The organism is Anaerotignum sp. MB30-C6, assembly GCF_030908465.1.
Taxonomy (GTDB): Bacteria; Bacillota; Clostridia; order Lachnospirales; family Anaerotignaceae; genus Chakrabartyella.
Map to the genome: position 1 here is coordinate 2,201,686 of NZ_CP133078.1, position 24,816 is coordinate 2,226,501.

Consider the following 24,816-nt stretch of genomic DNA (forward strand, 5'->3'; position numbering starts at 1 on the left):
AAGTTAATTATACCTGGATGCTGTTGAGCATCAGGAAGGAAACAAGCAGAGCCAATACCGCATATGTTTCTACCATCGCTGCGAAAAGCATACCTTTTGCCAACTCACTGGGTTTCTTACCAACCAGCATAATACCTGCTGCTGCTGCCTTACCCTGAGCAATACCAGAGAAGATACCAACTAAGCCAATAGGCAACGCTGCTGCAAAAATGCCTGCACCCTGAATCATGGATAATTCAATCATGCCATCGCCACCCAAAAGACCTACTTTAACCATTACCAAGAACGCAATCAACAAACCGTAAATACCCTGTGTACCAGGCAGCGCCTGTAACAACAGAACCTGGCCAAATTTGTTAGGATCTTCAGAAACAACACCTGCTGCCGCTTCACCAGCAACACCAACACCAATCGCACTACCTATACCTGCAAGAGCAGCAATCGCTGCACCCGATAACGCTAAAAATTCACCACTAAATAAACTCTCAACCATTATTATTCTCCTCCTTGAGTATCTTGATATATTTCGTTTTTCTTTCAAAAGGTGCAAAAGCTCTGCCGCCACCGGTATAGAATTTTCCGAAGAATTCTACATACTGCAATCTGCAAGAGTGAACGAAGGCACCAAGGGCATTGATTGCAATATTAAATAATGTACCGATTACGAATGCTAAAAGCAGGACAATTGCGCCCTTCACTCCACCGCCCGCTAAGGAACCCAAGGTGTTGATTACCTTTGCAACAACGCCTGTTGCCAAACCTAATGCAAGAAGTCTAGAGTAGGAAAGAACATCCGATAAATAGCTGGTAATACCGTAAAGGCTGCCAAGACCACCTGTGATCTTGCCAAGAACGCCTTTTTTCTTTCTACCGCCGGTCAATAGAATACCTACCGCACCTACAATAGACATGCCCTTACCCACTGTAACCAGTGTGGGGCCTACGCTACCACCAATGGCAAACAGAACCAAACCGATTAATAAAATGTACCAAAGACCGATATCAAACAACGCATCCAAAGGATGGCCGTCTCTGATGGACATATAGCCTTGGATACCCATACCCACAAATAGGTGAACACCACCCAAAATAAGGGAGAAAATTAATAATTTCATAGGTTCTGTTAAAGGGTCAAACCAAATTGGCTTGATTACGAAGTCAACATCGAATAGGGTTTTCGCTGCCACCGTGAAGAAATCGCCAAACCACCCGCCAAACAGTGCACCCCACATAAAAGTGGAAATGCCACAGTAGAAGAACATCTTTATCATGCGATAAGTCATACCTTCAAGCTTAAATTTCTTCAATATAAACCAACAGCCTGCCGCCATAATGATACCGTAAGCCGCATCACTAAGCATCATACCAAAGAATAAAAAGTAAAATGGTGCTAAAAGCTTTGTTGGATCAATGTCATTCCTAGATGGCAAACTGTACATATTTGTAACAGCCTCGAAAGGAGTTGAAAATCCACCATTTTGAAGAAGCACAGGAATTTCCTCGTCTGCCTCTGGCTCTTTTATTTCGTAATAGTATTCGTATTTCTTTAAAAGTTCCTCAACCTCTGGCTGCGCCTGCTTGGGCACCCAGCCATCAAAGTAGAATACCATCTCTGTACTAAGCATATCGCCAACGATTTTTGCTCTATCCCGACGCATATGTAAGCTGTCATAGAGATATTGGATATTCTTTTTTGCCGGAGACAATTCTGTTAAAATCGCCTCTTTGGCACGTACTCTTTGCTCATTTTCTTCAATTTCAATTTCGTATTGTTTAATTGCTTCCTTCGGGGTTCCCATATGTTCTCCAAAAGAAATGGGGTTAAAGGCAAACTCTCTAAGACCTTCATAAACCTCTTCCCGTTCTTCTTTTAAGCAAATAATGGAAATATAAATCTGCTGCACATCCGTACTAACCTGTTGTACAACTGCCGAAGGTGCTTTTTCCAATACTACCTGTAATAAATCTTGAAACTTTGTTTTAATACCAACCGTTCCAAGAATTACTGCGGAACATTTGGTTTCTTTCATTTCCAAAGGTAAATCCAAATTTTCCCAAGGTTTTAATCCTGTAATAACACCTCTTAAACGATTGTTTTCATTTAGCCCATCTGCAATTTGCTTATCACACATAACCGCCATATCCACGTTCATTTCCGTTTCTGTTTTCGTTCGATTCATATGATTGATAAAGTCCTTACGAACGATTTCTTCACGGACATGGAATAATGGCTTTTTCCCTGTATCGTAACGATTAATTGCCTCAATTGCAGTGCTAACACGGGCAATGTCTGCTTCCAGACGTAAAACATCCGCACTGTTACTGGTTCTAAAAATATCAGGCATCCATTCTTCGTCATTCACAACGCCTTCTTGAGAGTTGATTTCCACAACCCCCAAGTTCATTAATTCGTGAAGAAAAGGGGTACGTCCTAAGTTTAGACCAATGACAGTAAGCTTTCGCATTTCAACGACTGCCATATGCTCCCACAACCCTTCCAATTACTGCCTGAATAGCTTCTTCTTTCTTTTGTTCCGCCTGTTCTTTGATTTGTGAACAAGCGATTTCCGTATCCTTTTGAATGTTCTGGATTTCGACGCGACTCTCTTCGTCTGCCTGCTTTGCAACGAGTTCCATCAATTCTTTGCCTTGCTGTTGTACCTGTTGCAATAGCACTTCCCTTTGTTTGTGCGCATCCTTTTTTAAAGCTTCCGCGTCTTCAGTGGCCTGCTTTACGATCTGACCAGCTCGTTCTTCAGCCTCTACGATGCTTCTCAGGATCTCATAAGCCATTACCATCACCTCTCTTGTTTACAATTTGATAAACAAATTGTATAGTTTACACTTCTGTTAGGATACGAACCTCTTTTTGTTAAACTTATAACACTGCTTTTTCTAAAAAAAGACGAGGTTCCACCTTAAACACTCTCCTTTTTCCTATTAATAATAGAAAACTAGGTTAGTTTGTCTGCGAAAATTCAACCAAAAACAATCGTTTTTTTGTGACTCCGCCCAGTATGTACTTAATCTAAAACATACCTCAGTTTAAATAATAAATTATTTACCTAGTATTGTCAATAACCCATTCCTCCTCTATAAAACGGTACTATTTTATCGTCCTAATTGAAAATTGTTAAATTAAAATCAGTATCATTTTTTAATTTTAACCATTGTATTGAGTTTTACAGGCTTTGCAAACGGTAGTTTGCATGCGATTTATTAGTGCCCAAATCTTTTTACTAGCAATATCCACACTATAACTTTTTCATACATATACCAATTGCACAAAATATAAAATGTTTTTTTGTGCAATTTTATATATGACTTTCCTTGTTTTCCCCTTCTAACATTTCAAAAATGAAATATTTTTTACTCCGTTCATGGAATGACTAACTGAAAACGTGTTACTTTACTTTATATCATACCTCTTACAGGAAAAATAATCTGTGATAAAATTACAGACGCTTTCAGCAACCCGCATAAAAGGGAATTTAAATTTATTAACCCATTTAATCATTCAAAAAAGAGACCTAGATTTCCCATCTAAGCCTACTGTTTCCCATCAATCATATAAGCATCCCTAGCTAATGCACGTAATAGGTCCCTTTTCATCCAACTCGGCAACATACTTGCACAAACTTCTTCCTCGCTCATCCAAGAATAGCTTTCGTGTTCACTGCTCAAAACAACCTCTCCCTCTTTCCAACGGCAGGAGTATGTAAAGATGCACAAATGAATATGGTTTTTAATGACATCAAAAAGAGAAATAGGCTCACCCACAAAAACCTGCAGATTGGTTTCTTCTTTGATTTCCCTTTGCAAACCATCCTGACTACGCTCATAAAAATGCAAACCACCGCCGGGCAGATCCCACTTTTGATGGTTATTCATATAGCTGCACTCCATTTCATCACGGGATCTGGATAGAACCAAGACCTTTCCCTCTTTTACAATTACCGCCTTTACCGCAATAGCAAAATCTCGTTTCATGGGCTCACCTCCTTTCTCTGTTTCTACCTATTTAATTATAGCTTGTCTTGACACTTATTTTGCCTCTTCCAGAAGTTTTTTCAATTCATTTTCAGTAAAATCGTATTCTTTACTGCAGAAGTGGCAATGTAAATTTGCCTTTTTATCTTCAAAAACAATCTTCTCTAGTTCCTCTTTGCCAATACTAATTAAAGCTTTTTCTACTCTTTCTTTTGTGCAGTTACAGTAGAACTCTGTTGGAACTTTGTCTAAAATTTTCAAATCCAAACCGTCGAGAATCATTTCTAAAATCCCCTCTGGCGTTTGTCCCATATCTAATAAATCTGTTACATAAGGAATTGCATTTAATCTTTGTTCCAGTTTAGAAATCACTTCTTCTGTTGCATCGGGCAAAAGCTGAATTATAAACCCGCCAGCACGGCGAATGGAAGTATCTGTATCCACCAATACACCCAAGCCCACCGCTGAAGGTGTTTGCTCAGACTGGGCATAGTAATAAGTTAAATCTTCCGCAATTTCCCCAGAAACAAGCTGAATACGCCCTGCATAGGGCTCTTTCATACCAATATCTTTGATTACACTCATATACCCTTGGCCAATGGCACCGCTTACGTCCAATTTTCCAGGGTATTTAGAGGGGATATCAACATTCGGGTTAAATACATATCCTTTTACCCTACAACGGCTGTCAGCGGACACTACGACCCCTTTTAAAGGCCCGATGCCTCTAATTTGAAGGGTAACCAAATCCTTTTCACCCTTTAACATGCTTCCCATCATCGCCGCCGCCGTCAACATTCTCCCCAAGGCCGCAGAAGCCACAGGAGAAGTGTGGTGAACCTCTCTGGCATGCTGCACCATTTCTCTGGTTGTAGCCGCAAAGGCACGGATACTGCCACCGCCAGCCGTTGCTCTTACAATATAGTCATTCATTTTATATTTCCTCCTTCAATTGCGCCACAAAAAAATAGCGTTGGCTATCCTCTTTTGCTCGCTCAAAACGATATCCGTCATACACATTTAATAAATTGAAACCATTTTCTTCAAGACAGCTTTTTACCTCTTCTAGGCTATAAGCCCTTTCGTAATGGTATTCTTCAAGTCGTTCATAGGTTTCTTTGTTTTTCTGACGGATAAAAAAGCTTACATAATATTCGTTTATCTGATCCTCCTTATCAAAGGAGTTCTCCCAAAAATACGCAGCATCTTCGGTCATTGCTGCATAGGTTTTGTCCCCAAAAACCTCTTGAAATTTATATTTGGTGTTCATATCAAACAGAAAAAGTCCCTTTGGGTTTAGATGCTCTCGGACAGCAGAAAATGCGGCGGATAGCTCCCCATCCTCCGTTAAATAGTTCAAACTATCACATAAACTTAAAACACAATCCACATGATATGGCAACTCCATCTCCACCATATCCTGACAAAAAAAGGGTATGGAAAGCCCTTGAACCAAAGCTTTTCTTTGTGCCTCTGCCAGCATTTCCTCGGAAATATCAACTCCCATAACAGAATATCCCGCCTTTGCCAAAGGAATAGAGATGTTCCCCGTTCCACAACCCAAATCAATCACAGTTTCGGGCACTATACCAAGGCGTTTCCATGTGTCTTGAACATACTGAATCCATGCAGGATAGTCTATTTCCTCCATAAACATATCATATACGGAGGCAAAACCCTCATATGCTACCATCTTCGTTTCTCCTATACCATAAAATTCCGTATTGCAACATTAGTTTATTATAGCTTTTCCTTTGTTGTATTGCAAGGACTTTTAGGTGTGGTCTTTGCCACTGCATCTCTTTTTTTCTTCCCCATAATACCGCCAATGCGCCCGCTTTCTTTAGCCGTTAGCCCTTTCCACCCTACCTGCTCCACTTTTTCAAGTAAACCCAATTCCTCGGCTATTTCGTACTTCATGACAATATCACGTTTTTCTGTCTCTGATAATTCTTTTTTCTGACCCATAAAAAAATCCCCTTTCGTATATATTCTTTCAAGAAGTATTGCCTATTTTTTATAATATTTTTCATTATTTTGTCCACACCAAAAAAAACAATGTCTTTCCTTGAAAACCATTGACATATTATATTTCTGATGGTAGACTATGAATTAAGTAAATAGTTCTAAGAGTAGAGGTGCGTTTTTCAGGAGTACGCGGGCGAATATCATAAGGGATAAACGACGTCCGCCGAAAGGGGTAAACGCCGAAGAGGAAAAAATCCTTATCTTTTTTCTTCTGGTTGTCCGGTTAATAACCGTCCAACTGTCATTGGTACCCCCAATGGAGCGCTACAAGACTAAGTTTCTGCAATACTACTTTTTGTCGTATGCAAAATTTGGAAGTCGGCGCTTGCCGGCTCTTTTTTATTTTCCGGCAAAAAACCGTAACTTTGGAACACATAATTACTACAAGCAGCGAAGAAAATTGCATAAAAATATCTGACTTATTTGGTCACTTTGCACCACAAAATTTTATCTTCTTCGCTTATACTCAGATTATATAATTTATAGAAAGAAGGAAGTTTTAAAATGAAAAAAATCAATTTGGCAGTTGTTGGCGCAACAGGTATGGTAGGTAGAACATTTTTAAAGATTTTAGAAGAAAGACAGCTTCCCATTGAAAATTTCTACGTTATGGCTTCCAGCCGTTCCGCTGGTAAAACAATCTCTTTTAACGGAAAAGATTATGTCGTTGAAGAACTGACAGAAAATTCTTTTGATAAACCTATCGATATCGCTCTGTTTTCCGCAGGCGGCAGCACAAGTGAAAAATTTGCTCCTATCGCTGCTGCACATGGCTGTATCGTCATCGATAACAGCTCTCAGTGGCGTATGGATCCTGAAGTTCCTTTGGTTGTGCCCGAGGTAAATCCCGAAGACCTCTCTTGGCACAAAAATATCATTGCAAATCCTAACTGCTCCACCATTCAGGCAATGGTACCATTAAAACCTTTAGATGAAAAATATAAAATTAAGCGTGTTGTATACTCCACATACCAGGCGGTTAGTGGCGCTGGCCTTGCTGGCTGGGCAGATCTTGAAAATGGTTTAAAGGGCGAAGAACCTAAGAAGTTCCCCCACGCCATCGCAAATAACTGCTTGCCACACATTGATGTGTTTTTAGAAAACGGCTATACAAAAGAAGAAATGAAGATGATAGACGAAACCAAAAAAATTCTTCATGATGATAACATGAGAGTAACAGCTACCACCGTACGTGTGCCTGTTTTTAACTCCCACAGTGAGTCCATCAACCTGGAGTTTGAAAAACCCTTTGAATTAGATGAATTAATCGAAACATTGAAAAATGCTCCTGGTATCGTTTTATTAAACGATTCTGCAAACAACGAGTATCCTCTGGCTGCAAGTGTAACCGGGCGGGACGAAGTTTTTATCGGCCGTGTTCGCCGTGACGAGAGTGTGGATAACGGCATTAACCTGTGGGTTGTTGCTGATAATATCCGTAAAGGTGCCGCAACAAACGCAGTGCAGATTGCAGAAGAAATTATCAAAAAGATGAACGCATAACGAAGAACCACGCATAACTATATAACACGAAGACAAATTTGGAGGTGCTTGCATTATGTCAATCTTTACAGGCGCAGGTGTAGCTTTGGTCACACCTACATTTCCCGACGGTACTGTTAATTTTGAAAAAATGAAAGAACTCATTGAGTTCCAGCTTGCCAACGACACCGACGCAATCATTATTTGCGGAACAACGGGCGAGGCGTCCACTTTGAGCGATGAAGTACAAATTGAATGCGTACGCTATGCAGCAGAAGTCGTAAACGGTCGTGTACCCGTTATTGCCGGTGCAGGTAGCAACGATACTGCCCACTGTATCGACCTTGCACAGGGCTGCGAAAAAGCTGGGGCTGACGGCGTTTTATTGGTAACCCCTTACTACAATAAAGCAACACAGAAAGGCTTGATTCTGCATTACACTGCAGTTGCAGAAAGCATTTCTATTCCTATTATTCTGTATAATGTTCCCGGCCGTACCGGATGCAATATTGCACCAAAAACAGTTTTAGAGCTTTCTAAAATTAAAAATATTGTTGCTCTAAAAGAAGCAAGCGGTAACTTATCTCAGGTTGCTGAAATTGCAGCTTTGATTGGTCCGGATTTTGATCTTTATAGCGGTAATGATGACCAAATTTTGCCCATCCTCTCTTTGGGCGGCAAAGGCGTTATCTCCGTACTTGGTAACGTTGCACCAAAGCAAACCCATGATATGGTTGCGAAGTTTTTGAGTGGCGATATAAAGGGTGCGATTGAATTGCAATTGGGTGCCATCGATTTAATTTCCGCCTTGTTCTGCGAAGTAAACCCCATTCCTGTTAAAGCAGCTTTGGATTTAATGGGATATGAAGTTGGCCCTTGCCGCATGCCTCTTTGCGCTATGGAGGACAACAACTTAGAAACATTGAAGAAAGCCATGCAAAACTACGGTTTGATTTCATAAAAAAAATCCTTGCGGCAAAGAATATTTCTTTGCCGCATTTTAACAGGCAATAATCTAGCATACAAAACTTTGCAAGGACAGGCCGTTATATGATAAAATAGAGGGGATTGTCTTCACAGCTTTTGAATCTATATAGAATGTTTGTCTTTGCCTAGTTTCGATGTAACAAAAGCAATAGCGATTTCGTCTCAATTAAATGCCTCAGCTTTCTTCATCTACCAAAATTCCTATTCATTTAAGTTGGTGACTCCAGAGTTTAAAGGTGTTTAAACTGTGATAAGCATTAATAATCAATCTATATGTTTTGACTACTATCGATGGGCTGACAAACACGAGTCAGTGAGAAGAACAGGCTTTTTAATTAGAGTTATGGAGAGATTCGTGCTCCAACTGAAAAGCCAAGATAAAGGTTTTTAAAGGAGTGTACGATATGATTAATATTATTATGCACGGCTGCGGCGGAAAAATGGGCCGTGTCGTAGCTGAAATTGTTGCCAATGATGATGCTTGCCAAATCGTTGCAGGCATTGATCCAGGAATTCCTCAGGCCGATTTCCCAGTATTTGCTAGCCCTGCTGAGTGTAGCGTAAAGGCAGATGTAATTATTGATTTTTCAACAGCAACAGCTGTACCAGCTTTATTAGAGTTTTCAAAAGCAAAAAATATCCCCATTGTCGTTTGCACCACTGCCCTTAACGACGAAACCATGGAGTTATTGGAAGAAACTTCAAAAAGTGTTGCAGTTTTAAAATCTGCCAATATGTCTATCGGCGTAAACCTGCTTTTAGACTTGGTTCAAAGAGCAGCACAGATTTTATATGATGCAAACTTTGATATTGAAATTGTAGAAAAACACCATAATCAAAAAATCGATGCCCCTAGCGGCACTGCCATGGCATTGGCAGATGCAATGAATGAGGCAATGGATCAACAATTTCATTATGTTTACGATCGCTCTCAAACTAGCGAGAAAAGAGAACGCAAGGAAATCGGGATGCATGCAGTACGTGGCGGGAATATTGTAGGCGACCATGACGTAATTTTTGCTGGCAGAGACGAAGTAATTGAATTAACACACCGTGCTACGTCTCGTGAAGTTTTTGCCGTGGGGGCTGTTAAAGCGGCAAAGTACCTTGCATCTCAAAAAGCTGGTCTTTATTCTATGAAGGACGTATTGGCGTAAAAAAGTTTTTAATTATTTAACCCGTAGGAATTTGGTTTCCTACGGTTTTTTTTGCAAATTTCATCTAAGAATACAGAGCCTACCCTTGCTTATCTGGCAGCATCCCCTACTTTCGCAGGCACTACTCCATCATATTTCTAAGGAATCATATTTATCCCCCCTAGAAGCCTCCGAGATTGGTTCTGGCGTGCACAAAAAAAGTCCGCCGTCAAACTGACGGGAGACTTTTGATTATCGCTAAAGACGATTTAAAGGCCTAACCAAAATAGGTAGAGACCTTTCCAAATTTCTATACCATAACAATGAATGTCTTCGTCTTTTTGCAAAAGAAGAACCATTTCTCATAAAAACAGTGCACGAAAAGAACAGCTCCTAAAGACAAACCTCTTCAGGATTTACTGTTTTTCTGCTTTGATTTGATAAATACAATGGGAGTGTTCTGCAATGGTTGGCGGTAGCGCATCCCCTGTGAGAATGATATCCATGAAATCAGGACGCCTATTCAACAACTCCTCCAATTGTTCTGCAGATAAAAATCCTTTTTGGATACACTCCAAAACTCCATCCAGAAGAAGCATTTCACATTCCCCTGTATCCACAATTTTTCTAGCAAAATTGAAGGCATTTTTAATTTCTCCACTAATTTCCCTAAGAACATTTTCATCAATCTCTTGTTCTTCACGATTTTTTTCGAAACGAAAAATGCGGAAATCAGGCTCTAGCTTTTTTAACAGCTCGATTTCTTTATTATTATGATAATCCATAAACTGTATCATCACAACGCGCAAGTCGTCACCAATAGCTCTTAAGCCTCTACCCACAGCCACACAAGTTTTCCCCTTGCCTGCGCCATAATAAACGGAAATCTGTCCTCGTCTCACTTATCATTCAACTCCTGTTATTCTTCGGTAGTTTCTTCAACACTATTCGTATTTTCATCGGGATGAGGTATTTCAATCTTAGAAACGGACACTTCATAGGCAACACGTTCTTCGATTATATCACCCATTTTTTTCTGATAATTTCTACTTTGCACTCTACCCCAAACCTTAATGTTTGCCCCTACCTTAAGGTTTACCATATACCTTGCATTACGACCCCATGCAATGCATGGAATATAATCGGATTTATTATAAGCACGATTTACCGCAACTAAAATATCTGAAATTTCACGGCCAAAAGGCGTCTTTCTATAAATTGGCTCTTTACAGATAAATCCATTCAAAAAAATTTGATTTTCATTCTTTTTTTCTTCTTCCTCCAAAATACGTATCTCTCTGGCAAAAACAGTCAGAACTAACCTGTTCTTTTTGCTATTATAGTTATTATAGCTACGAAGCTGTCCCAAAACATCAACACATATACCTAACTTCAGTTGCTTTTTGTCTATCAATCGTTCCGAAACGGTGATCGGAAGGACGTCAGCCTGATCGCTAAGGCGCTCAGATGCTATTTTAAACGTATAGAAGCCTTCTCCATAAACCTCGTGGCTAAATACGCACTCTCCCACGATTTTACCGGCAATGGCAACACTGTTGTTTTCCGGCAATCCATCCATATGCATCGCTTTCTCCCCTTTTCTATGCCGATTTTTTTACACCGACATTGCTTCCTTCTGTATTTCAGTTTACGCAAAAAAACAAACCTTTAGAAGTCCGAATGGAAAAAAACTCACAAGACCTTCTTCGGGTACGTTTGTCGCAGCCTTAGCCATCCACATTAGTGTTCAGAAACATTTTTTCCGTTGCGGAAAACAAACCCTATCTTTACACAATCAATGGCTACGACCATAGAGTAATCTTTAGTTTTATAAATCAATGGTTCCCCATTTTTCTTCACAATTACCGCTTCAACTTTTTTGTCGTCTTTTAACCAATAACAGAGGAAGTAAAAATCGTCATCCTGACGTACTGTCCACTCCAAATCTAAAAGAGGCTTTAAAAAGAAATCTCCCTCACAGCCAAATAAATCGGCTACCCTTTTACTTGTCTGTATAAAATCCTGTACTGGTTCTTTTCCCTTGGCCATACCTTCCTCCACTTAATAAAATCTTATATCCTTATGGTAATGATTTCTAAACGACTTGTCAATATAAACATTTCTTTTGTGCAATAACCTTCTTTACGTATTGTAACAAAAAAGGCAGGAAAAATCAAAAAAATCGACTTTCCTACCGAATTTTGTTGCTTCAGCCCTTCTCCATAACGCTTTTTAAATACTTTCCTGTATAAGATTGGCTTATCTTGCAGATTTCCTCTGGGGTACCTTGACCAATAATAACACCACCCTTATTACCACCTTCAGGCCCTAAGTCTATAATATAATCTGCAGTTTTGATTACGTCAAGGTTATGCTCAATCACCACAATGGTGTTACCGCCCTCTGCCAGACGTTGAATGATGTGTACTAATTTATGAACATCAGCTGTATGCAACCCTGTGGTGGGCTCATCCAAAATATACATGGTCTTACCTGTACTTTTTTTACTCAACTCTGTGGCAAGCTTTACTCGTTGGGCCTCGCCACCAGAAAGGGTGGTTGAGGACTGTCCTAATTGAACATAAGATAGACCCACATCGTAAAGAGTCTGGAGCTTTGTCTTAATACGAGGGATATTTTCAAAGAAAACCAAAGCCTCCTCTACCGTCATTTCCAACACATCGGCAATGGTTTTCCCCTTGTACTTTACCTCCAAGGTTTCCCGATTGTATCGTTTTCCTTGGCAAACTTCACAAGGCACATAAATATCAGGCAAAAAGTGCATCTCAATTTTGATAATACCATCACCCGCACAAGCTTCACAACGGCCGCCCTTTACGTTAAAGCTAAATCTGCCCTTTTGATAGCCTCGCATCTTAGCTTCCGTCGTTTGTGCAAACACATCACGAATCATATCAAAAACCCCTGTATAGGTGGCTGGGTTACTCCTTGGCGTTCGCCCAATAGGAGATTGGTCAATATCAATGACCTTGTCCAGTTTTTCATGGCCTACCATATCTTTATGGGCACCGGCACGGAACTTTGCACGGTTTAAATCTCTAGCCAATCGCTTATATAAAATTTCGTTAACCAAAGAACTCTTTCCCGAACCGCTTACCCCAGTTACGCAAGTAAAAACACCCAAAGGAATTTCCACATCTACATTCTTCAAATTATTTTCTGTGGCACCTTGAATTTTAATTACATGGTCCTTTTCAAAAGTTCTTCGTTCTTTCGGCATTTCAATCTTCTTTCTGCCGCTAAGATAATCACCAGTGGCAGAACCTACGCAAGCCATAATGTCTTGAACACTACCAACGCAAAGAACCTCGCCCCCATCCTTGCCTGCACCAGGGCCGATATCCACAATGCAATCCGCCGCATACATGGTATCCTCATCATGTTCCACCACAATCAAAGAGTTGCCAATATCCCGCAGATGCTGCAACGTCTTCAGAAGCTTATCATTATCCCTTTGGTGCAGGCCGATGCTCGGCTCATCCAAAATATAAACAACACCAACTAGGCCCGAGCCTATTTGCGTTGCCAAACGAATTCTTTGGGCTTCGCCCCCAGAAAGGGTTCCTGCAGCACGAGAAAGGGTAAGATATTCCAAGCCCACATCCACAAGAAAACCGATTCTTGCGTTAATTTCCTTCAAAATACGCTGGGCAATCATTTCTTCCCGACCACTCAATACCAAGCCTTGGAAAAACTTCTGAATTTCCTCAACAGAGCGCTCCGTTACTTCGGAAATGTGCTTGCCACCTACGGTAATGGCAAGAACTTCTGGACGTAAACGATGGCCATGGCAAGAAGGGCATTGAATATTGGTCATATATTCCTCATATTCCCCCCGCATGGATTCTGATGTTTCGTTATAACGACGCTGTAAATTATTAATCAAGCCATCGTAATCATAATCATAAGTTCCCGTTCCTCGATAATTGGTATAGGTAATGCGAATTTTCTCGCCTCCTGTGCCATAGAAAATGATTTTCTTTATTTTTTCAGGTAACTCTCTAAAAGGAGTCTCTAGAGAAAACCCATATTTTTCAGACAACGCTTTAAAAAGCACACGGCTCATGCTGTCTTTTGTAGAAATGGAGTTATACCCAGGGGCAACAATGGCTCCCCCTAAAATACTTAAACTATCATTTGGTACAATTAGGCTTTCGTCAAATTTCATCTGCATTCCCAAACCTGTACAAGTTGGGCAAGCACCACTGGGATTATTAAAGGAAAACAAGCGTGGTTCTACTTCCATCAAATCAATGCCACAATCAGGGCAAGAGAAGTGTTGGCTGAATATCAATTCATCCTCTCCTTGGTTAACGTCCACAACCAGAAGACCCCCAGTCAAGGTGGATACCGTTTCAATGGACTCTGTCAAACGCTTTTGAATTCCCTCTTTTACCACCAAACGATCAACTACAATCTCTATGGTGTGCTTTTTGTTTTTTTCTAGCTCGATTTTCTCTGATAAATCGTATAAATTTCCATCTACACGAACACGAACATAGCCGCTTTTTTTGGCGTCCTCCAGAAGCTTTACATGCTCCCCTTTTCTACCACGAACTACGGGAGCAAGAAGCTGCAATTTTGTCCGCTCTGGCAGTTCTAGAATACGATCTACAATTTGGTCTATGGTTTGTTTCTTTATTTCTTTTCCGCATTTTGGGCAATGAGGTATTCCCACACGGGCATATAATAAACGTAGATAATCATAAATTTCTGTTACTGTCCCTACGGTGGAGCGAGGGTTGTGGCTTGTGGTTTTTTGGTCTATAGAAATAGCGGGAGAAAGCCCCTCGATTAAATCAACATCGGGCTTTTCCATTTGTCCTAAAAATTGACGAGCATAAGAGGACAAGGACTCAACATAACGCCGCTGTCCCTCTGCATAGAGGGTGTCAAAGGCCAAAGAACTTTTCCCCGAACCACTAACCCCTGTAAATACAACCATTTTATCCCTTGGGATGGTGAGGTCTACATTTTTTAAATTATGTTCCCTCGCCCCTCGAATTACAATTTTATCTTTCATAGTTCCTCCTAATGGTGGACTTGCGTCTATCAGTCTTCTAACATTTTTTTCAGCTCCAAAACTTTATCCCGAAGCTCAGCGGCACGCTCAAATTGTAATTCCGTTGCTGCTTGCTTCATCTCTTTATCCATCTTCTTAATCAGTTTTTTCAGCTCTTCTTGACTCATTGATTCAGGATCTTTATCCAGGCCGAATTTCTGTTTCTCCGTTGCTGTTTTGCTAATTTGAATAATATCATGAACCTTTTTTTGTATGGTTTGAGGTGTAATTCCATGGGCATCGTTGTATTCTTCTTGAATTCCACGACGGCGATTCGTTTCTGTAATCGCCCTTTCCATGCTCACCGTCATAACATTAGCATACATAATAACCCGACCTTCTGCATTTCTGGCCGCACGGCCGATGGTCTGTATCAAAGAGGTTTCCGAACGCAAAAATCCTTCTTTATCCGCATCCAAAATAGCAACCAAACTAACCTCAGGAATATCCAAGCCTTCACGCAGTAAATTGATTCCCACCAAGACATCGAAAACATCCATTCGTAAATCTCGAATAATCTCTAATCGTTCTAAAGTATCAATATCTGAATGAAGGTAGCGTACTCGAACGCCTGCCTCTCGCATATAGTCCGTCAAACGCTCCGCCATCTTCTTTGTCAAAGTGGTTACAAGCACCTTTTGTCCCACTGAAGTTGTTTTTTTGACTTCCGAAAGCAAATCATCAATCTGTCCTTCAATGGGTCGAACAGATATTTCAGGGTCTAGAAGGCCCGTAGGACGGATGATTTGTTCTGCAATTTCCTCAGAATGTTCCTTTTCATACACAGAAGGCGTTGCAGAAACAAACAACAGCTGATTGATTTTTTCTTCAAATTCGGAAAACTTCAGGGGACGGTTATCCAAAGCCGAGGGCAAACGGAACCCAAAGTCCACCAATGTGTTTTTTCTGGATCTGTCCCCTTCATACATTCCTCGAATCTGAGGAATGGACACATGAGACTCATCGGCGATCATCAAAAAGTCATCTGGGAAGAAATTGATAAGGGTAAACGGTGTGCTTCCCGCTTCCCTCAAGGACAAATGGCGAGAGTAGTTTTCAATTCCTGTACAAAATCCCATTTCACGCATCATTTCGATGTCATAATTGGTTCTTTGCTCCAATCTTTGTGCTTCTAACAACTTGTCCTCCCGATGAAGCTCTGCCAATCGCTCTTTTAGTTCCACCTCAATGCGTTCAATAGACTTCTGGAGTTTTTCTGGTGCCGTTACATAATGAGAGGCGGGGAAAATAGAAATATGTGCCCTTGTTCCCAAGATTTCCCCTGTTAAAATATCTATTTCCGTTATTCTATCTATCTCATCGCCAAAAAATTCAACACGAACAGCGTGTTCCGATGAGCCGATGGGGAAAATTTCCACCACATCACCCCGTACACGGAAGGTGCCTCTTTCAAAACTCATATCGTTCCTATCATACTGCATTCCTATCAAACTACGCAGCACTTCATCACGATCTTTTTCCATGCCTGGACGCAAAGAAAGCATCATGCCATAGTATTCCTCAGGGTCACCTAAACCATAAATGCATGAAACACTGGCTACAACGATTACGTCCTCTCGCTCAATTAAGGCAGCCGTTGCCGAGTGGCGAAGTTTATCAATTTCATCATTAACGGAGGAATCCTTTTCAATATAGGTATCCGTACTGGGAACATAAGCCTCAGGCTGATAATAATCATAATAAGAAACAAAATATTCTACTGCATTTTCAGGGAAAAACTCTTTCAGTTCGTTATAAAGTTGGGCAGCCAAAGTTTTATTATGGGCAATGACCAAGGTTGGCTTTTGCAGTTTTTCAATAATATTAGCCATGGTAAAGGTTTTACCGCTACCAGTAACACCCAAAAGGGTCTGAAATTTTTTTCCCTCCTGAAAGCCCTTTGCTAGCTTCTCAATTGCCTCTGGCTGATCGCCTGTGGGCTTATATGGGGAATGAACCTGAAATTTCATTTTTTTCACCTCCGTAGGAACCAAAAAAGTTCGTCTATTTGCAAAATAAAGGTAATTAGCCCATCTTGCCAAATAGACGAGCCTTTTTAGAATAAACGATTGAATATTTACTTACAAAGTATAACACACCTGTTCCAAAAAGTATAGCAAATTATGCAAACATTAGTTCTAAAATTCTCTTAAGAAGGGAAAGTAAATTCTATTTTTTTGTTCGTCCTCTTTTCCTGTTCCATATTAACTTTTCCCCAATTCCAACTTTTTTTCCTTTTCTACCTAATTAATTACATTAAGTTTAAACCTTGAAGGAATTATTATATGAATAAAAGGTATCTACAAAAATTTCGTAGATACCTTTTTCATCATGGTAAAATCGTAGTGAATCATAAGTTTTAAATTAACATGAAAATCCTTCTTCTTCTTCGTCATAGTCTTTCATTACGATATTTAAAAGAATCGGCGTTATAAACACCGTAGCGACGATGGCTAAAACTAGGGCCGGGAAAATTTTTTCCGTAACCAAACTTAACATTAAGCCCTTTTGAGCAACCATCAGGGCAACTTCTCCTCTGGAAACCATACCAATCCCAATGCCTAAGGCCTGCTGATTTGTCATTTTGAAAGCCTTTGCTCCCAATCCACAACCAATAATCTTTGTAAGGGTGGCCACCACAAAAAGTGCAACCGCAAATTGGAGGGTTCTTGCGTCCAGCCCTGTAATATTGGTGTTGAGCCCAATGCTTGCAAAAAATATTGGGGAAAAGAATAGGTAAGATGCAATTGAAATCTTCTCTCCAACATGGTCCCTTGTTTTTGTAATATTGCAAAGGGTCAGACCTGCAAAATACGCCCCTGTAATATCCGCAATGCCAAAGAATTCTTCAGCCACATAAGCCATCAGAAAACAAAACGCAAGAGACCAAACGGCAACTCGCTTGCTTCTTCCATGATAAGCATCCAGTATTTTAAATAAGTTATTTACAATTGTGCCCACAATTGCTACAAACACAAAGAAGCCTAGAATTTTACCCAATACCAACAATGGATTCGCAGAAGCGCCCTGGCTCAAACCAGAAATAACGGACAAAACAACAATTCCGACAATATCATCAATAATGGCAGCACCAATAATAATTGTACCTACCTTAGATTTGATTTTCCCCATTTCACTTAGCGTTTCAACAGTAATACTAACCGAAGTTGCTGAAAAAACAACACCGATAAATATGGTTTCAATTAATTTCGCATATGTAAGACTGTCTCCAAAATAGAGATAGTAAATCCCCCCACAGAAAATGGTTGGCAGGAGTACGCCTAAGGCTGCAACAAGACATGCTGTTCCTCCAGCCCTCTTCAGCTCCTTAACATCAGTCCCTAACCCTGCACTAAACATTAACATGATTACACCAATTTCTGATGCAGTCATTAAAAAGCTGGTTTCTTGAAGAACTCCAAATCCACTGGGCCCGAGAATAACACCGGCCACAAGGGCACCTAAAACTTGAGGTAAGTTAATCTTCTCTGTCATCAGACCACATACTTTCGTGAACAATAAAATCAAGGCGATCGCCAATAAAAAATCGTAGGATTCCATTATATTATCATCTCTTTTCTTATTTATTTGTACATATTGCTTCATCCAACCACCATGGAAAGAATTATATGCCTCTATTTTTTATTTTACAAGGTCAGGAAAAGTTTCTTAACATAAAATATACGAGTGAATAATTCATAATTTTAGGTAGTTATTTCAGATAATTTACATTTTATGGTATATATCTTGTTTTTTTTCAGCATTCTTAAGTATATTTTTTAACAAAAAATTTATACCTCCTTTTTTGTCAATCTTTTTACAGCTTTTTCTGTTTCCAATTTTTATCATCACTTTGTAGATATTCCACAAAAATTTATATAATGCACTTTTTCAAAAACATAACGAAATCTTTGCACCAATAAGCATATTATTTGCAAAAATATACACTCTACAATTTGCTTTTAGCATTTTAAAAAGCGGTTCCCCAACAAGAGGATACCGCTTATTTAAACTTCACTAGGATAAGTGTTCCGAATAATTTTTCATTACCAAATTTAGAAAAACTGGTGTAACCAATACTGTAGCGATAATAACCAAAACAAGGGCAGGGAAAATACTCTCCTCTACCAATTTAAGCATTACCCCCTTTTGAATCAACATCAATGCAACCTCACCTCTGGACATCATACCTACTCCCACGCCCAAAGCTTGTTGATTTGTCATTTTACAAAGCTTAGCTCCCCCTCCACAGCCTATAATCTTTGTAGCACAAGCAATAACGAAAAGGATTGCCGCAAAAAGTAAGGCTTGTTTCCCTAGCCCCGTTATATTTGTTTTGATACCAATGCTTGCAAAAAACACTGGAGAGAATACAAGGTAAGAAGCAATCGCAATTTTTTCTGCCACAAAAGTCTTCGTTTTTGCAATATTGCAAAGGATTAGGCCTGCAAAATATGCCCCAGTAATATCAGCCACACCAAAAAATTCTTCTGCTCCATAGGACATCAAAAAGCAATATGCTAATGCCCAGACTGCAGCCCGCTTGCTTTTGCCGTGGTGTTCATTTAGCATTTTGAACAGATAATGGACAATTAAACCAATTGCCACCACAAAAACAAAAAAGCCAAAAATCTTACCCACCACTTCCATAGGGTTGCCGCCACCTTTTTTGCCTAGCCCTGAAATGATTGATAACATAATGATGCCAATAATATCATCTATAATAGCAGCACTTATGATGGTGGTTCCAACTCTAGTTTTTATTTTCCCCATCTCGCTCAATGTTTCCACTGTGATACTAACAGACGTTGCAGAAAAAATAACCCCTATAAAGACAGCATTCAATAAATTTGTATAGGTATAGCTTTCTGAAAAGAAGAAGTAATATAAGCCTCCACAGAAAACAAGGGGAACGAGAACACCAAAAATGGCAATCAAAAAAGACATTAGACCAGTCTTTTTAAGCTCATTTAAATTTGTGTCTAGTCCAGCGGTAAACATGAGCATAATGACGCCGATTTCCGAGGCTTTCAATAGAAATTCCGTTTCTCTTAAAATGCCAAATCCACTGGGTCCAAGAATAATACCAGCAATAAGGGCGCCAACAACTTGAGGCAAATGCACTTTTTCTGTGGCTAGTCCGAACATTTTTGTGGATAACAAAATTAATGCCAAAACCATTAAAAAATCATAAGATTCCAAGGTCTTCTTCTCCTTTCACTTCATAAAGCAATTTCTTTTTTGAAACTAAATATTAAAGCTTTTTATCGTAAAGCATACAAAGATATTTTCAAATTAGGTTTAGTTTATGTATTTCTAGGAAATTTATTTGAATTTTTTTCTTAAATGATTCATTCTGTACCTATTTAATGCTTGCGTAATATCGACAACGAAAGTCGTATATAATCAAGCGGTTCTCCTAAAATCAAAAAGCATCGGTTAACAAAAAACTTAGGCAATTTACGTGTTCTTCTTCAGACATTTTTTAAAGAAAATTTCTAGCCTTACCCAGCAATTATTTAAAGGTCAAAACAAACCTTTGTAAAGTTTAAAATGTGCATGAATAAAACTAGAATCTGTAATTCTAAAAAATTAACGTTGCAAAGTATCGATTTTTTCCTAATTCCATTATTTTTACTAAAACCATGAAAAAAGCCCATATTGCAACGCAACTTATGCGAAACAATAGGGCTTTTCGAGAACTACCTACTCTACATTACTTTTTTGGGGGAAACTACTTCCCTTTAAGCGATAATTTCACCTTGGGTTGAAATGGTTACAATCTGCCAAGGAAGGAATTTTCCACTATTTTGTAGTGCGGTTTTTACGGCCATTTCAATGCCGCCACAGCAAGGGACCTGCATTCTTACTACGGTTACACTTTTAATATCATTCTGCATAATAATCTGCTGCAGTTTTTCGGCATAGTCAGCCATATCCAATTTAGGGCAACCGATCAATGTCACCTTGTTTTTCATGAATTTGTTGTGAAAATCGCCATAGGCATAAGCAGAGCAATCTGCAGCGATTAAGAGGTTTGCTCCATCAAAGTATGGCGCCTGAATGGGAGCCAATTGAATTTGAACTGGCCATTGACGAAGCTGGCTTCCCACTACCCCTGCCACTGGCTGTTCTTTAGAACTATTCTGAACCGCCTGAGGCTGCAACGTACGGGATTGACTTCCTGGACAGCTGCAAGCATGAGCCTTTGCTGCCATGTTTTTCTTAACTGCTTCCTCGTCATAGGGCAATGCTTCCCTTTCCACAAACTGTATTGCCCCCGTAGGGCAAGTGGGCAAACAATCCCCAAGGCCATCGCAATAATCATCTCTAATTAACTGTGCTTTACCATCAATCATAGCAATTGCTCCTTCATGGCACGCTGTAGCACATAATCCGCAACCGTTACATTTATCTTGGTTAATTTCAATAATTCTTCTAATCATTTTCATTACCTCCAAATATATTTATAAAATTATTTTTTCATTGTCTTGTCTTTCTGGGTATAGAATACTATAATAACCATATAGTTTCTGTTGGAAATACAACGAAAAGGAGTTTTTTATGATTTCTCTTTCTATTTTGAAAAAGTCACCGCTTTTTTCGGGCATCGACACTAAGGATTTGCAGTCCATGCTAAGCTGTCTGTCTGCTGTAGAAAAAAAATATGCCAAAAATGAGTTGATTCTTCGTCAAGGAGACCCTGTAGGCTATATGGGTCTGGTTTTATCCGGGCGCATCCATATTCTAAAAGACGATTTTTGGGGCAACAGAACCATACTCAGCGATGTAACACCTTCCCAAATGTTTGCAGAATCCTTCGCATGTTCCCAAAACCAAGGCCTATCCGTAAGTGTTCTTGCCGTTGAACCTACTTCCGTTTTATTTTTGGATATCAAAAGAATTTTGAATACTTGTTCCTCTGCCTGCGTTTTTCATACTCGTTTGATCCGAAATTTGCTTTCAGTTTTGGCAGAAAAAAATCTAATGCTCACGGGAAAAATTGATCATATTACAAAAAGAACAACAAGAGAAAAATTACTTTCCTACCTTTCTGCGGAATCTTTAAAAGCAGGATCACCAAAATTTCAAATCCCTTTTAATCGTCAACAGTTGGCGGAATATTTGGCTGTTGATCGCAGTGCCATGTCACAGGAGCTGTCAAAGCTGCAAAAGGAAGATTATTTAAGCTATCATAAAAATAACTTTCATTTAAAAGATAATTTTACCCATTAAAAAAACCTCCTTCACAAGAAAAACATTGCTAAAATCTACCGATAGTCGTTCCAATATGTTCCTACATAATAATAAACGACGGTGTAATACTATTAGTGCAACACAAAAAAAGTTATTCTCAAGGAGGTAATTAAAATGAGTGGAACAAACAGCACAAGTAATAAAATGAACGTACCCGAAGCAAGAGCAGCAATGGAACAGTTCAAATATGAAGTTGCGAACGAAATCGGCGTACCTTTGAAAAAAGGCTACAATGGCGACTTAACATCCGCACAGAACGGTTATGTTGGTGGCTATATGGTTAAAAAAATGATCGAAGCTCAGGAAAAAGCTATGGCTGGTAAAACTCAGGGCTAATCACAATACCCTTAGTTACGAAAGGCACTAAGCTTTGAGCATGGCCTCTAAGGACTCCTGTCTGAGGCAAAAAAGAGCCTGAAGTATTTATACTTCAGGCTCTTTTTCATATTAAATTTACTATCAATGCAACCCTTTTTATTTTCCCAGTCCTTAACCCCATTGTTTAAAGAGCCTATTCTTATTTTTTTAGCGTCAGAAGAATAGATATGACTTATAAATTTATAACCCAGTATCTCTCTTAACACATCACTTTTTTTCGCATATAATAAAGTACCTTGGTAAACAAAAAAATAAAAGCAGTCTTCTCCATCCACCTATGGTAAATGAAAAATGGCTGCTATTATGCTGCTATTATAAGGATAGAACTCTGGTAAAGATTTCGCCTTATGCGAATAAGGAAAAAGCGCAATACACCAAAAGTAATGACATTACCGTATTGGTTACCTTTGCATAGCGGGAAAATAAAAGCCTAAATACAGAGCCAAAAGTAGCCCAGCAAAGATTGAAAAAGCAGCCGATGGTAGCCAGTAAAATAGCAAAGCCAAGAAGCTGAATTGGGCTGTTTTGAAAATGAGGTAATATGTAAGATTCCATGGAAACCATGCCATAAATATAAATTTTGGGGTTAATGAACTGTAAAAGCAAGCCTGAAACAAAGCCATTTTTTACTTGTCTCTCCTCAATTTCTCCTGATCTTTTAAAAGTGGTATATGCCAAGTATAGCATGTATCCCGCCCCAACAATGAGCATAGGGGTCTTAATAATAGGCATCAATGCATGGAGTACACTGCTTAACACAGTACAAATAATCATGACGGCCATAAAGCCCACCCATATTCCCAAATTGAAAGGGTAGGATTTCTTCAATCCCACTCGTCCTGCATTTGACATAGACATAATATTATTGGGGCCAGGGGTTGCTGTGGTAATGACTGCATAGGTTACAAAATTAATCCAATTAAACACAAAGTCTACCTCCATCCATTTATCTTCTATATTTCTTACATAAGATTTTGCTTTTCAACACAATTTACTAAATCTTTCTTTTTATTTCATTTAATTAAATTAGACTAAAAGGTTGTAATTTTTATATTGTACTAGTTTAAATACATTGTGTCAATCAGTTCGTTCCTGTTATTTGAAATTCCACAAATAGACCAACTCTAACAGGGTTATTCATTGAAATCCATGCATTTTACATAATTACGCCGATGCTTTTAAAGCAACTTTGGGGGGAGACATATGAACACAGGTATTGCCGAAATAAATATATTAGGCATCATCTTGTTTGTACTGCTCATTTTTCATGGCAAAACAGCAGTACAGGAACAGAATAACCATAGATTTTTTTATAATGTCATCTTTTTCATTATTTTAACCTTGGCTGCAAATACTTTGCAATGTTTTATGAAGGAAACCACCGCACAAAGTGCAATATGGGTTCATTATTTTGTTATAATGGTGTGTTCTACCTCTACTGCATTAGGCGGCTTTTATTGGTTTATTTTTGTTTTTAATGAAGTTCAGGAAAACCCACAATGTAATTCTTCTTCAAATCTCCTGTTTCTCTTACCGTTAATTATTTGGACTGGGGTGACTTTAAGTTCATCTTTTCACCACTGGATATTTTATGTGGATGAAAGAAATCATTATAACCAAGGAGATTTATATTTCCTACAAAACTTCATGGTTTATGGCTACATTTTAGCAAGTGCAATGACTTCATATGCAAGGTATAGAAAAGAAAATATATGTGAAAAGAGAAGAATTTACCTTCATCTATTTATTTACTCCACAATTCCCTTACTGGGTAAAGCCTTGGAAATGTTTTTTCCATGGATGCGTACTACCGCTCCTTCCATTGTCATTTCTATCGTCATGCTATATCTTAGTATGATGAAAGCAGAAATTTTTCTAGATCCGCTAACAAAGTTATATAATCGCAGGCAATTTCAACAACATCTTTTGCAACATTCCAATCATATAAAAAGTAAAAATATTTTTTTAATCTTCTTTGATATCAATAACTTCAAAAGAATTAATGATAACTTTGGTCATATCGAAGGGGATAAAGCTTTAGTGATTGTTGCCCAAATATTAAAGAACGTTTTTACAGATAAAAATGCCTTTCTCGCCCGTTATGGCGGGGATGAATTTGCGGTAATCTTATCAAAAGACGAAAAGGAGATTGTAGCCTGTCTGGACCAGGTTGAGCATGCCCTTTTTGAAGTTTCCCAATGTCTGCCCTACAAACTTTCCCTTAGTGTGGGTTACTCCATTTATGGTGAGGATAATGCAACCACCATCGAAAGCCTTGTTCAGGCAGCGGACAAAAAAATGTACTGCGATAAACAGGAAAGAAAAAATAATTCTTATGATTTAAGCAGTTTTTAGACTTGAGTTGGTTCGTTTTTCAATCAACCCCTATGTGATAAACTTTTTATGTCAGTCATAACAAAACCTCCTTTGATTATTTAGCGGTTGGGGAACCACTTTAATCTTATCAAAGGAGGT

General features: G+C 39.1%; 22 protein-coding genes and 1 riboswitch. Of the genes, 6 read left to right on the forward strand and 16 right to left on the reverse strand.

The window, feature by feature from the left end; translation table 11 throughout:
• Positions 1–7: 7 nt before the first annotated feature.
• The 7 genes from RBQ60_RS10735 to RBQ60_RS10765 form a co-directional block, all read right to left on the reverse strand.
• Entirely contained in the window at positions 8–493 is a 486-nt protein-coding gene (locus RBQ60_RS10735; RefSeq protein ID WP_307883698.1) for a V-type ATP synthase subunit K, read from the reverse strand.
• The gene (locus tag RBQ60_RS10740; RefSeq protein ID WP_307883699.1) at positions 486–2,480 is read right to left on the reverse strand and encodes a V-type ATP synthase subunit I; all 1,995 of its coding nucleotides are present in this window, start codon (positions 2,478–2,480) and stop codon (positions 486–488) included. Before RBQ60_RS10740 ends, RBQ60_RS10735 begins: the two co-directional genes overlap by 8 nt.
• Positions 2,467–2,793: a hypothetical protein gene (locus RBQ60_RS10745; protein ID WP_307883700.1), complete on the reverse strand. Its 327-nt coding sequence runs from the start codon at positions 2,791–2,793 to the stop codon at positions 2,467–2,469. The genes RBQ60_RS10740 and RBQ60_RS10745 overlap by 14 nt, the downstream gene beginning before the upstream one ends.
• 756 nt (positions 2,794–3,549) lie before the next feature.
• Entirely contained in the window at positions 3,550–3,990 is a 441-nt protein-coding gene (locus RBQ60_RS10750) for an NUDIX hydrolase (protein ID WP_307883701.1), read from the reverse strand.
• Between the two features lie 54 nt (positions 3,991–4,044).
• Positions 4,045–4,923 (reverse strand): Hsp33 family molecular chaperone HslO, encoded by an 879-nt coding sequence (gene hslO, locus RBQ60_RS10755; RefSeq protein ID WP_307883702.1) that lies wholly within the window; start codon positions 4,921–4,923, stop codon positions 4,045–4,047.
• 1 nt (position 4,924) lies between these two features.
• On the reverse strand, positions 4,925–5,683 hold the full coding sequence (locus tag RBQ60_RS10760) for a class I SAM-dependent DNA methyltransferase (protein WP_307883703.1): 759 nt from the start codon (positions 5,681–5,683) through the stop codon (positions 4,925–4,927).
• Positions 5,684–5,730: 47 nt separating this feature from the next.
• A complete protein-coding gene (locus RBQ60_RS10765) occupies positions 5,731–5,958 on the reverse strand; it encodes a small, acid-soluble spore protein, alpha/beta type (protein WP_307883704.1) in 228 nt (75 codons plus the stop codon).
• Between the two features lie 157 nt (positions 5,959–6,115).
• A riboswitch (Lysine riboswitch) is annotated at positions 6,116–6,293 on the forward strand.
• Positions 6,294–6,522: 229 nt separating this feature from the next.
• Here RBQ60_RS10765 and RBQ60_RS10770 point away from each other — a divergent pair.
• From RBQ60_RS10770 to dapB, 3 genes are all read left to right on the forward strand, one after another.
• Entirely contained in the window at positions 6,523–7,521 is a 999-nt protein-coding gene (locus tag RBQ60_RS10770) for an aspartate-semialdehyde dehydrogenase (protein WP_307883705.1), read from the forward strand.
• A gap of 55 nt (positions 7,522–7,576) precedes the next feature.
• Positions 7,577–8,461 carry a 4-hydroxy-tetrahydrodipicolinate synthase gene (gene dapA / locus RBQ60_RS10775; RefSeq protein ID WP_307883706.1) on the forward strand — a complete coding sequence of 295 codons (885 nt, stop codon included), beginning with the start codon at positions 7,577–7,579 and terminating at the stop codon, positions 8,459–8,461.
• Between the two features lie 430 nt (positions 8,462–8,891).
• A complete protein-coding gene (gene dapB, locus RBQ60_RS10780; protein ID WP_307883707.1) occupies positions 8,892–9,644 on the forward strand; it encodes a 4-hydroxy-tetrahydrodipicolinate reductase in 753 nt (250 codons plus the stop codon).
• A gap of 395 nt (positions 9,645–10,039) precedes the next feature.
• Here dapB and RBQ60_RS10785 read toward each other — a convergent pair whose 3' ends face one another.
• The 8 genes from RBQ60_RS10785 to RBQ60_RS10820 form a co-directional block, all read right to left on the reverse strand.
• The gene (locus RBQ60_RS10785; protein WP_307883708.1) at positions 10,040–10,525 is read right to left on the reverse strand and encodes a cob(I)yrinic acid a,c-diamide adenosyltransferase; all 486 of its coding nucleotides are present in this window, start codon (positions 10,523–10,525) and stop codon (positions 10,040–10,042) included.
• Positions 10,526–10,542: 17 nt separating this feature from the next.
• On the reverse strand, positions 10,543–11,208 hold the full coding sequence (locus tag RBQ60_RS10790; protein WP_307883709.1) for a single-stranded DNA-binding protein: 666 nt from the start codon (positions 11,206–11,208) through the stop codon (positions 10,543–10,545).
• A gap of 155 nt (positions 11,209–11,363) precedes the next feature.
• Positions 11,364–11,672: a hypothetical protein gene (locus RBQ60_RS10795; RefSeq protein WP_307883710.1), complete on the reverse strand. Its 309-nt coding sequence runs from the start codon at positions 11,670–11,672 to the stop codon at positions 11,364–11,366.
• A 160-nt stretch (positions 11,673–11,832) separates the two neighbouring features.
• Positions 11,833–14,667 (reverse strand): excinuclease ABC subunit UvrA, encoded by a 2,835-nt coding sequence (gene uvrA, locus RBQ60_RS10800; RefSeq protein ID WP_307883711.1) that lies wholly within the window; start codon positions 14,665–14,667, stop codon positions 11,833–11,835.
• Positions 14,668–14,696: 29 nt separating this feature from the next.
• Complete coding sequence (gene uvrB / locus RBQ60_RS10805) at positions 14,697–16,676, reverse strand: excinuclease ABC subunit UvrB (RefSeq protein WP_307883712.1); 1,980 nt, start codon at positions 16,674–16,676, stop codon at positions 14,697–14,699.
• A gap of 394 nt (positions 16,677–17,070) precedes the next feature.
• Positions 17,071–18,312 (reverse strand): cation:proton antiporter, encoded by a 1,242-nt coding sequence (locus RBQ60_RS10810; RefSeq protein ID WP_307883713.1) that lies wholly within the window; start codon positions 18,310–18,312, stop codon positions 17,071–17,073.
• A 411-nt stretch (positions 18,313–18,723) separates the two neighbouring features.
• The gene (locus tag RBQ60_RS10815; RefSeq protein WP_307883714.1) at positions 18,724–19,908 is read right to left on the reverse strand and encodes a cation:proton antiporter; all 1,185 of its coding nucleotides are present in this window, start codon (positions 19,906–19,908) and stop codon (positions 18,724–18,726) included.
• Positions 19,909–20,450: 542 nt separating this feature from the next.
• Entirely contained in the window at positions 20,451–21,152 is a 702-nt protein-coding gene (locus RBQ60_RS10820) for a 4Fe-4S binding protein (RefSeq protein ID WP_307883715.1), read from the reverse strand.
• A 118-nt stretch (positions 21,153–21,270) separates the two neighbouring features.
• Between RBQ60_RS10820 and RBQ60_RS10825 the strand changes: the two genes are divergently transcribed.
• Positions 21,271–21,942 (forward strand): Crp/Fnr family transcriptional regulator, encoded by a 672-nt coding sequence (locus RBQ60_RS10825; RefSeq protein WP_307883716.1) that lies wholly within the window; start codon positions 21,271–21,273, stop codon positions 21,940–21,942.
• Between the two features lie 135 nt (positions 21,943–22,077).
• Positions 22,078–22,299: an alpha/beta-type small acid-soluble spore protein gene (locus tag RBQ60_RS10830; RefSeq protein ID WP_307883717.1), complete on the forward strand. Its 222-nt coding sequence runs from the start codon at positions 22,078–22,080 to the stop codon at positions 22,297–22,299.
• Positions 22,300–22,686: 387 nt separating this feature from the next.
• On the opposite strand, the gene RBQ60_RS10835 is transcribed toward RBQ60_RS10830, so the two are convergent.
• Positions 22,687–23,268, reverse strand: coding sequence for a LysE family transporter (locus RBQ60_RS10835; protein ID WP_307883718.1), 582 nt, complete (start codon positions 23,266–23,268; stop codon positions 22,687–22,689).
• Positions 23,269–23,544: 276 nt separating this feature from the next.
• On the opposite strand from RBQ60_RS10835, the gene RBQ60_RS10840 reads away from it, so the two are divergent.
• Positions 23,545–24,696: a GGDEF domain-containing protein gene (locus RBQ60_RS10840; protein ID WP_307883719.1), complete on the forward strand. Its 1,152-nt coding sequence runs from the start codon at positions 23,545–23,547 to the stop codon at positions 24,694–24,696.
• Positions 24,697–24,816 lie beyond the last annotated feature (120 nt).

Excerpts from the sequence above, each read along its gene's own strand:
- RBQ60_RS10735 (WP_307883698.1), bottom strand. The coding sequence starts at position 493 with ATGGTTGAGAGTTTATTTAGTGGTGAATTTTTAGCGTTATCGGGTGCA.
- RBQ60_RS10740 (WP_307883699.1), bottom strand. The coding sequence starts at position 2,480 with ATGGCAGTCGTTGAAATGCGAAAGCTTACTGTCATTGGTCTAAACTTA.
- RBQ60_RS10745 (WP_307883700.1), bottom strand. The coding sequence starts at position 2,793 with ATGGCTTATGAGATCCTGAGAAGCATCGTAGAGGCTGAAGAACGAGCT.
- RBQ60_RS10750 (WP_307883701.1), bottom strand. The coding sequence starts at position 3,990 with ATGAAACGAGATTTTGCTATTGCGGTAAAGGCGGTAATTGTAAAAGAG.
- hslO (WP_307883702.1), bottom strand. The coding sequence starts at position 4,923 with ATGAATGACTATATTGTAAGAGCAACGGCTGGCGGTGGCAGTATCCGT.
- RBQ60_RS10760 (WP_307883703.1), bottom strand. The coding sequence starts at position 5,683 with ATGGTAGCATATGAGGGTTTTGCCTCCGTATATGATATGTTTATGGAG.
- RBQ60_RS10765 (WP_307883704.1), bottom strand. The coding sequence starts at position 5,958 with ATGGGTCAGAAAAAAGAATTATCAGAGACAGAAAAACGTGATATTGTC.
- RBQ60_RS10770 (WP_307883705.1), top strand. The coding sequence starts at position 6,523 with ATGAAAAAAATCAATTTGGCAGTTGTTGGCGCAACAGGTATGGTAGGT.
- dapA (WP_307883706.1), top strand. The coding sequence starts at position 7,577 with ATGTCAATCTTTACAGGCGCAGGTGTAGCTTTGGTCACACCTACATTT.
- dapB (WP_307883707.1), top strand. The coding sequence starts at position 8,892 with ATGATTAATATTATTATGCACGGCTGCGGCGGAAAAATGGGCCGTGTC.
- RBQ60_RS10790 (WP_307883709.1), bottom strand. The coding sequence starts at position 11,208 with ATGCATATGGATGGATTGCCGGAAAACAACAGTGTTGCCATTGCCGGT.
- RBQ60_RS10795 (WP_307883710.1), bottom strand. The coding sequence starts at position 11,672 with ATGGCCAAGGGAAAAGAACCAGTACAGGATTTTATACAGACAAGTAAA.
- uvrA (WP_307883711.1), bottom strand. The coding sequence starts at position 14,667 with ATGAAAGATAAAATTGTAATTCGAGGGGCGAGGGAACATAATTTAAAA.
- uvrB (WP_307883712.1), bottom strand. The coding sequence starts at position 16,676 with ATGAAATTTCAGGTTCATTCCCCATATAAGCCCACAGGCGATCAGCCA.
- RBQ60_RS10810 (WP_307883713.1), bottom strand. The coding sequence starts at position 18,312 with ATGAAGCAATATGTACAAATAAATAAGAAAAGAGATGATAATATAATG.
- RBQ60_RS10820 (WP_307883715.1), bottom strand. The coding sequence starts at position 21,152 with ATGATTAGAAGAATTATTGAAATTAACCAAGATAAATGTAACGGTTGC.
- RBQ60_RS10825 (WP_307883716.1), top strand. The coding sequence starts at position 21,271 with ATGATTTCTCTTTCTATTTTGAAAAAGTCACCGCTTTTTTCGGGCATC.
- RBQ60_RS10830 (WP_307883717.1), top strand. The coding sequence starts at position 22,078 with ATGAGTGGAACAAACAGCACAAGTAATAAAATGAACGTACCCGAAGCA.
- RBQ60_RS10840 (WP_307883719.1), top strand. The coding sequence starts at position 23,545 with ATGAACACAGGTATTGCCGAAATAAATATATTAGGCATCATCTTGTTT.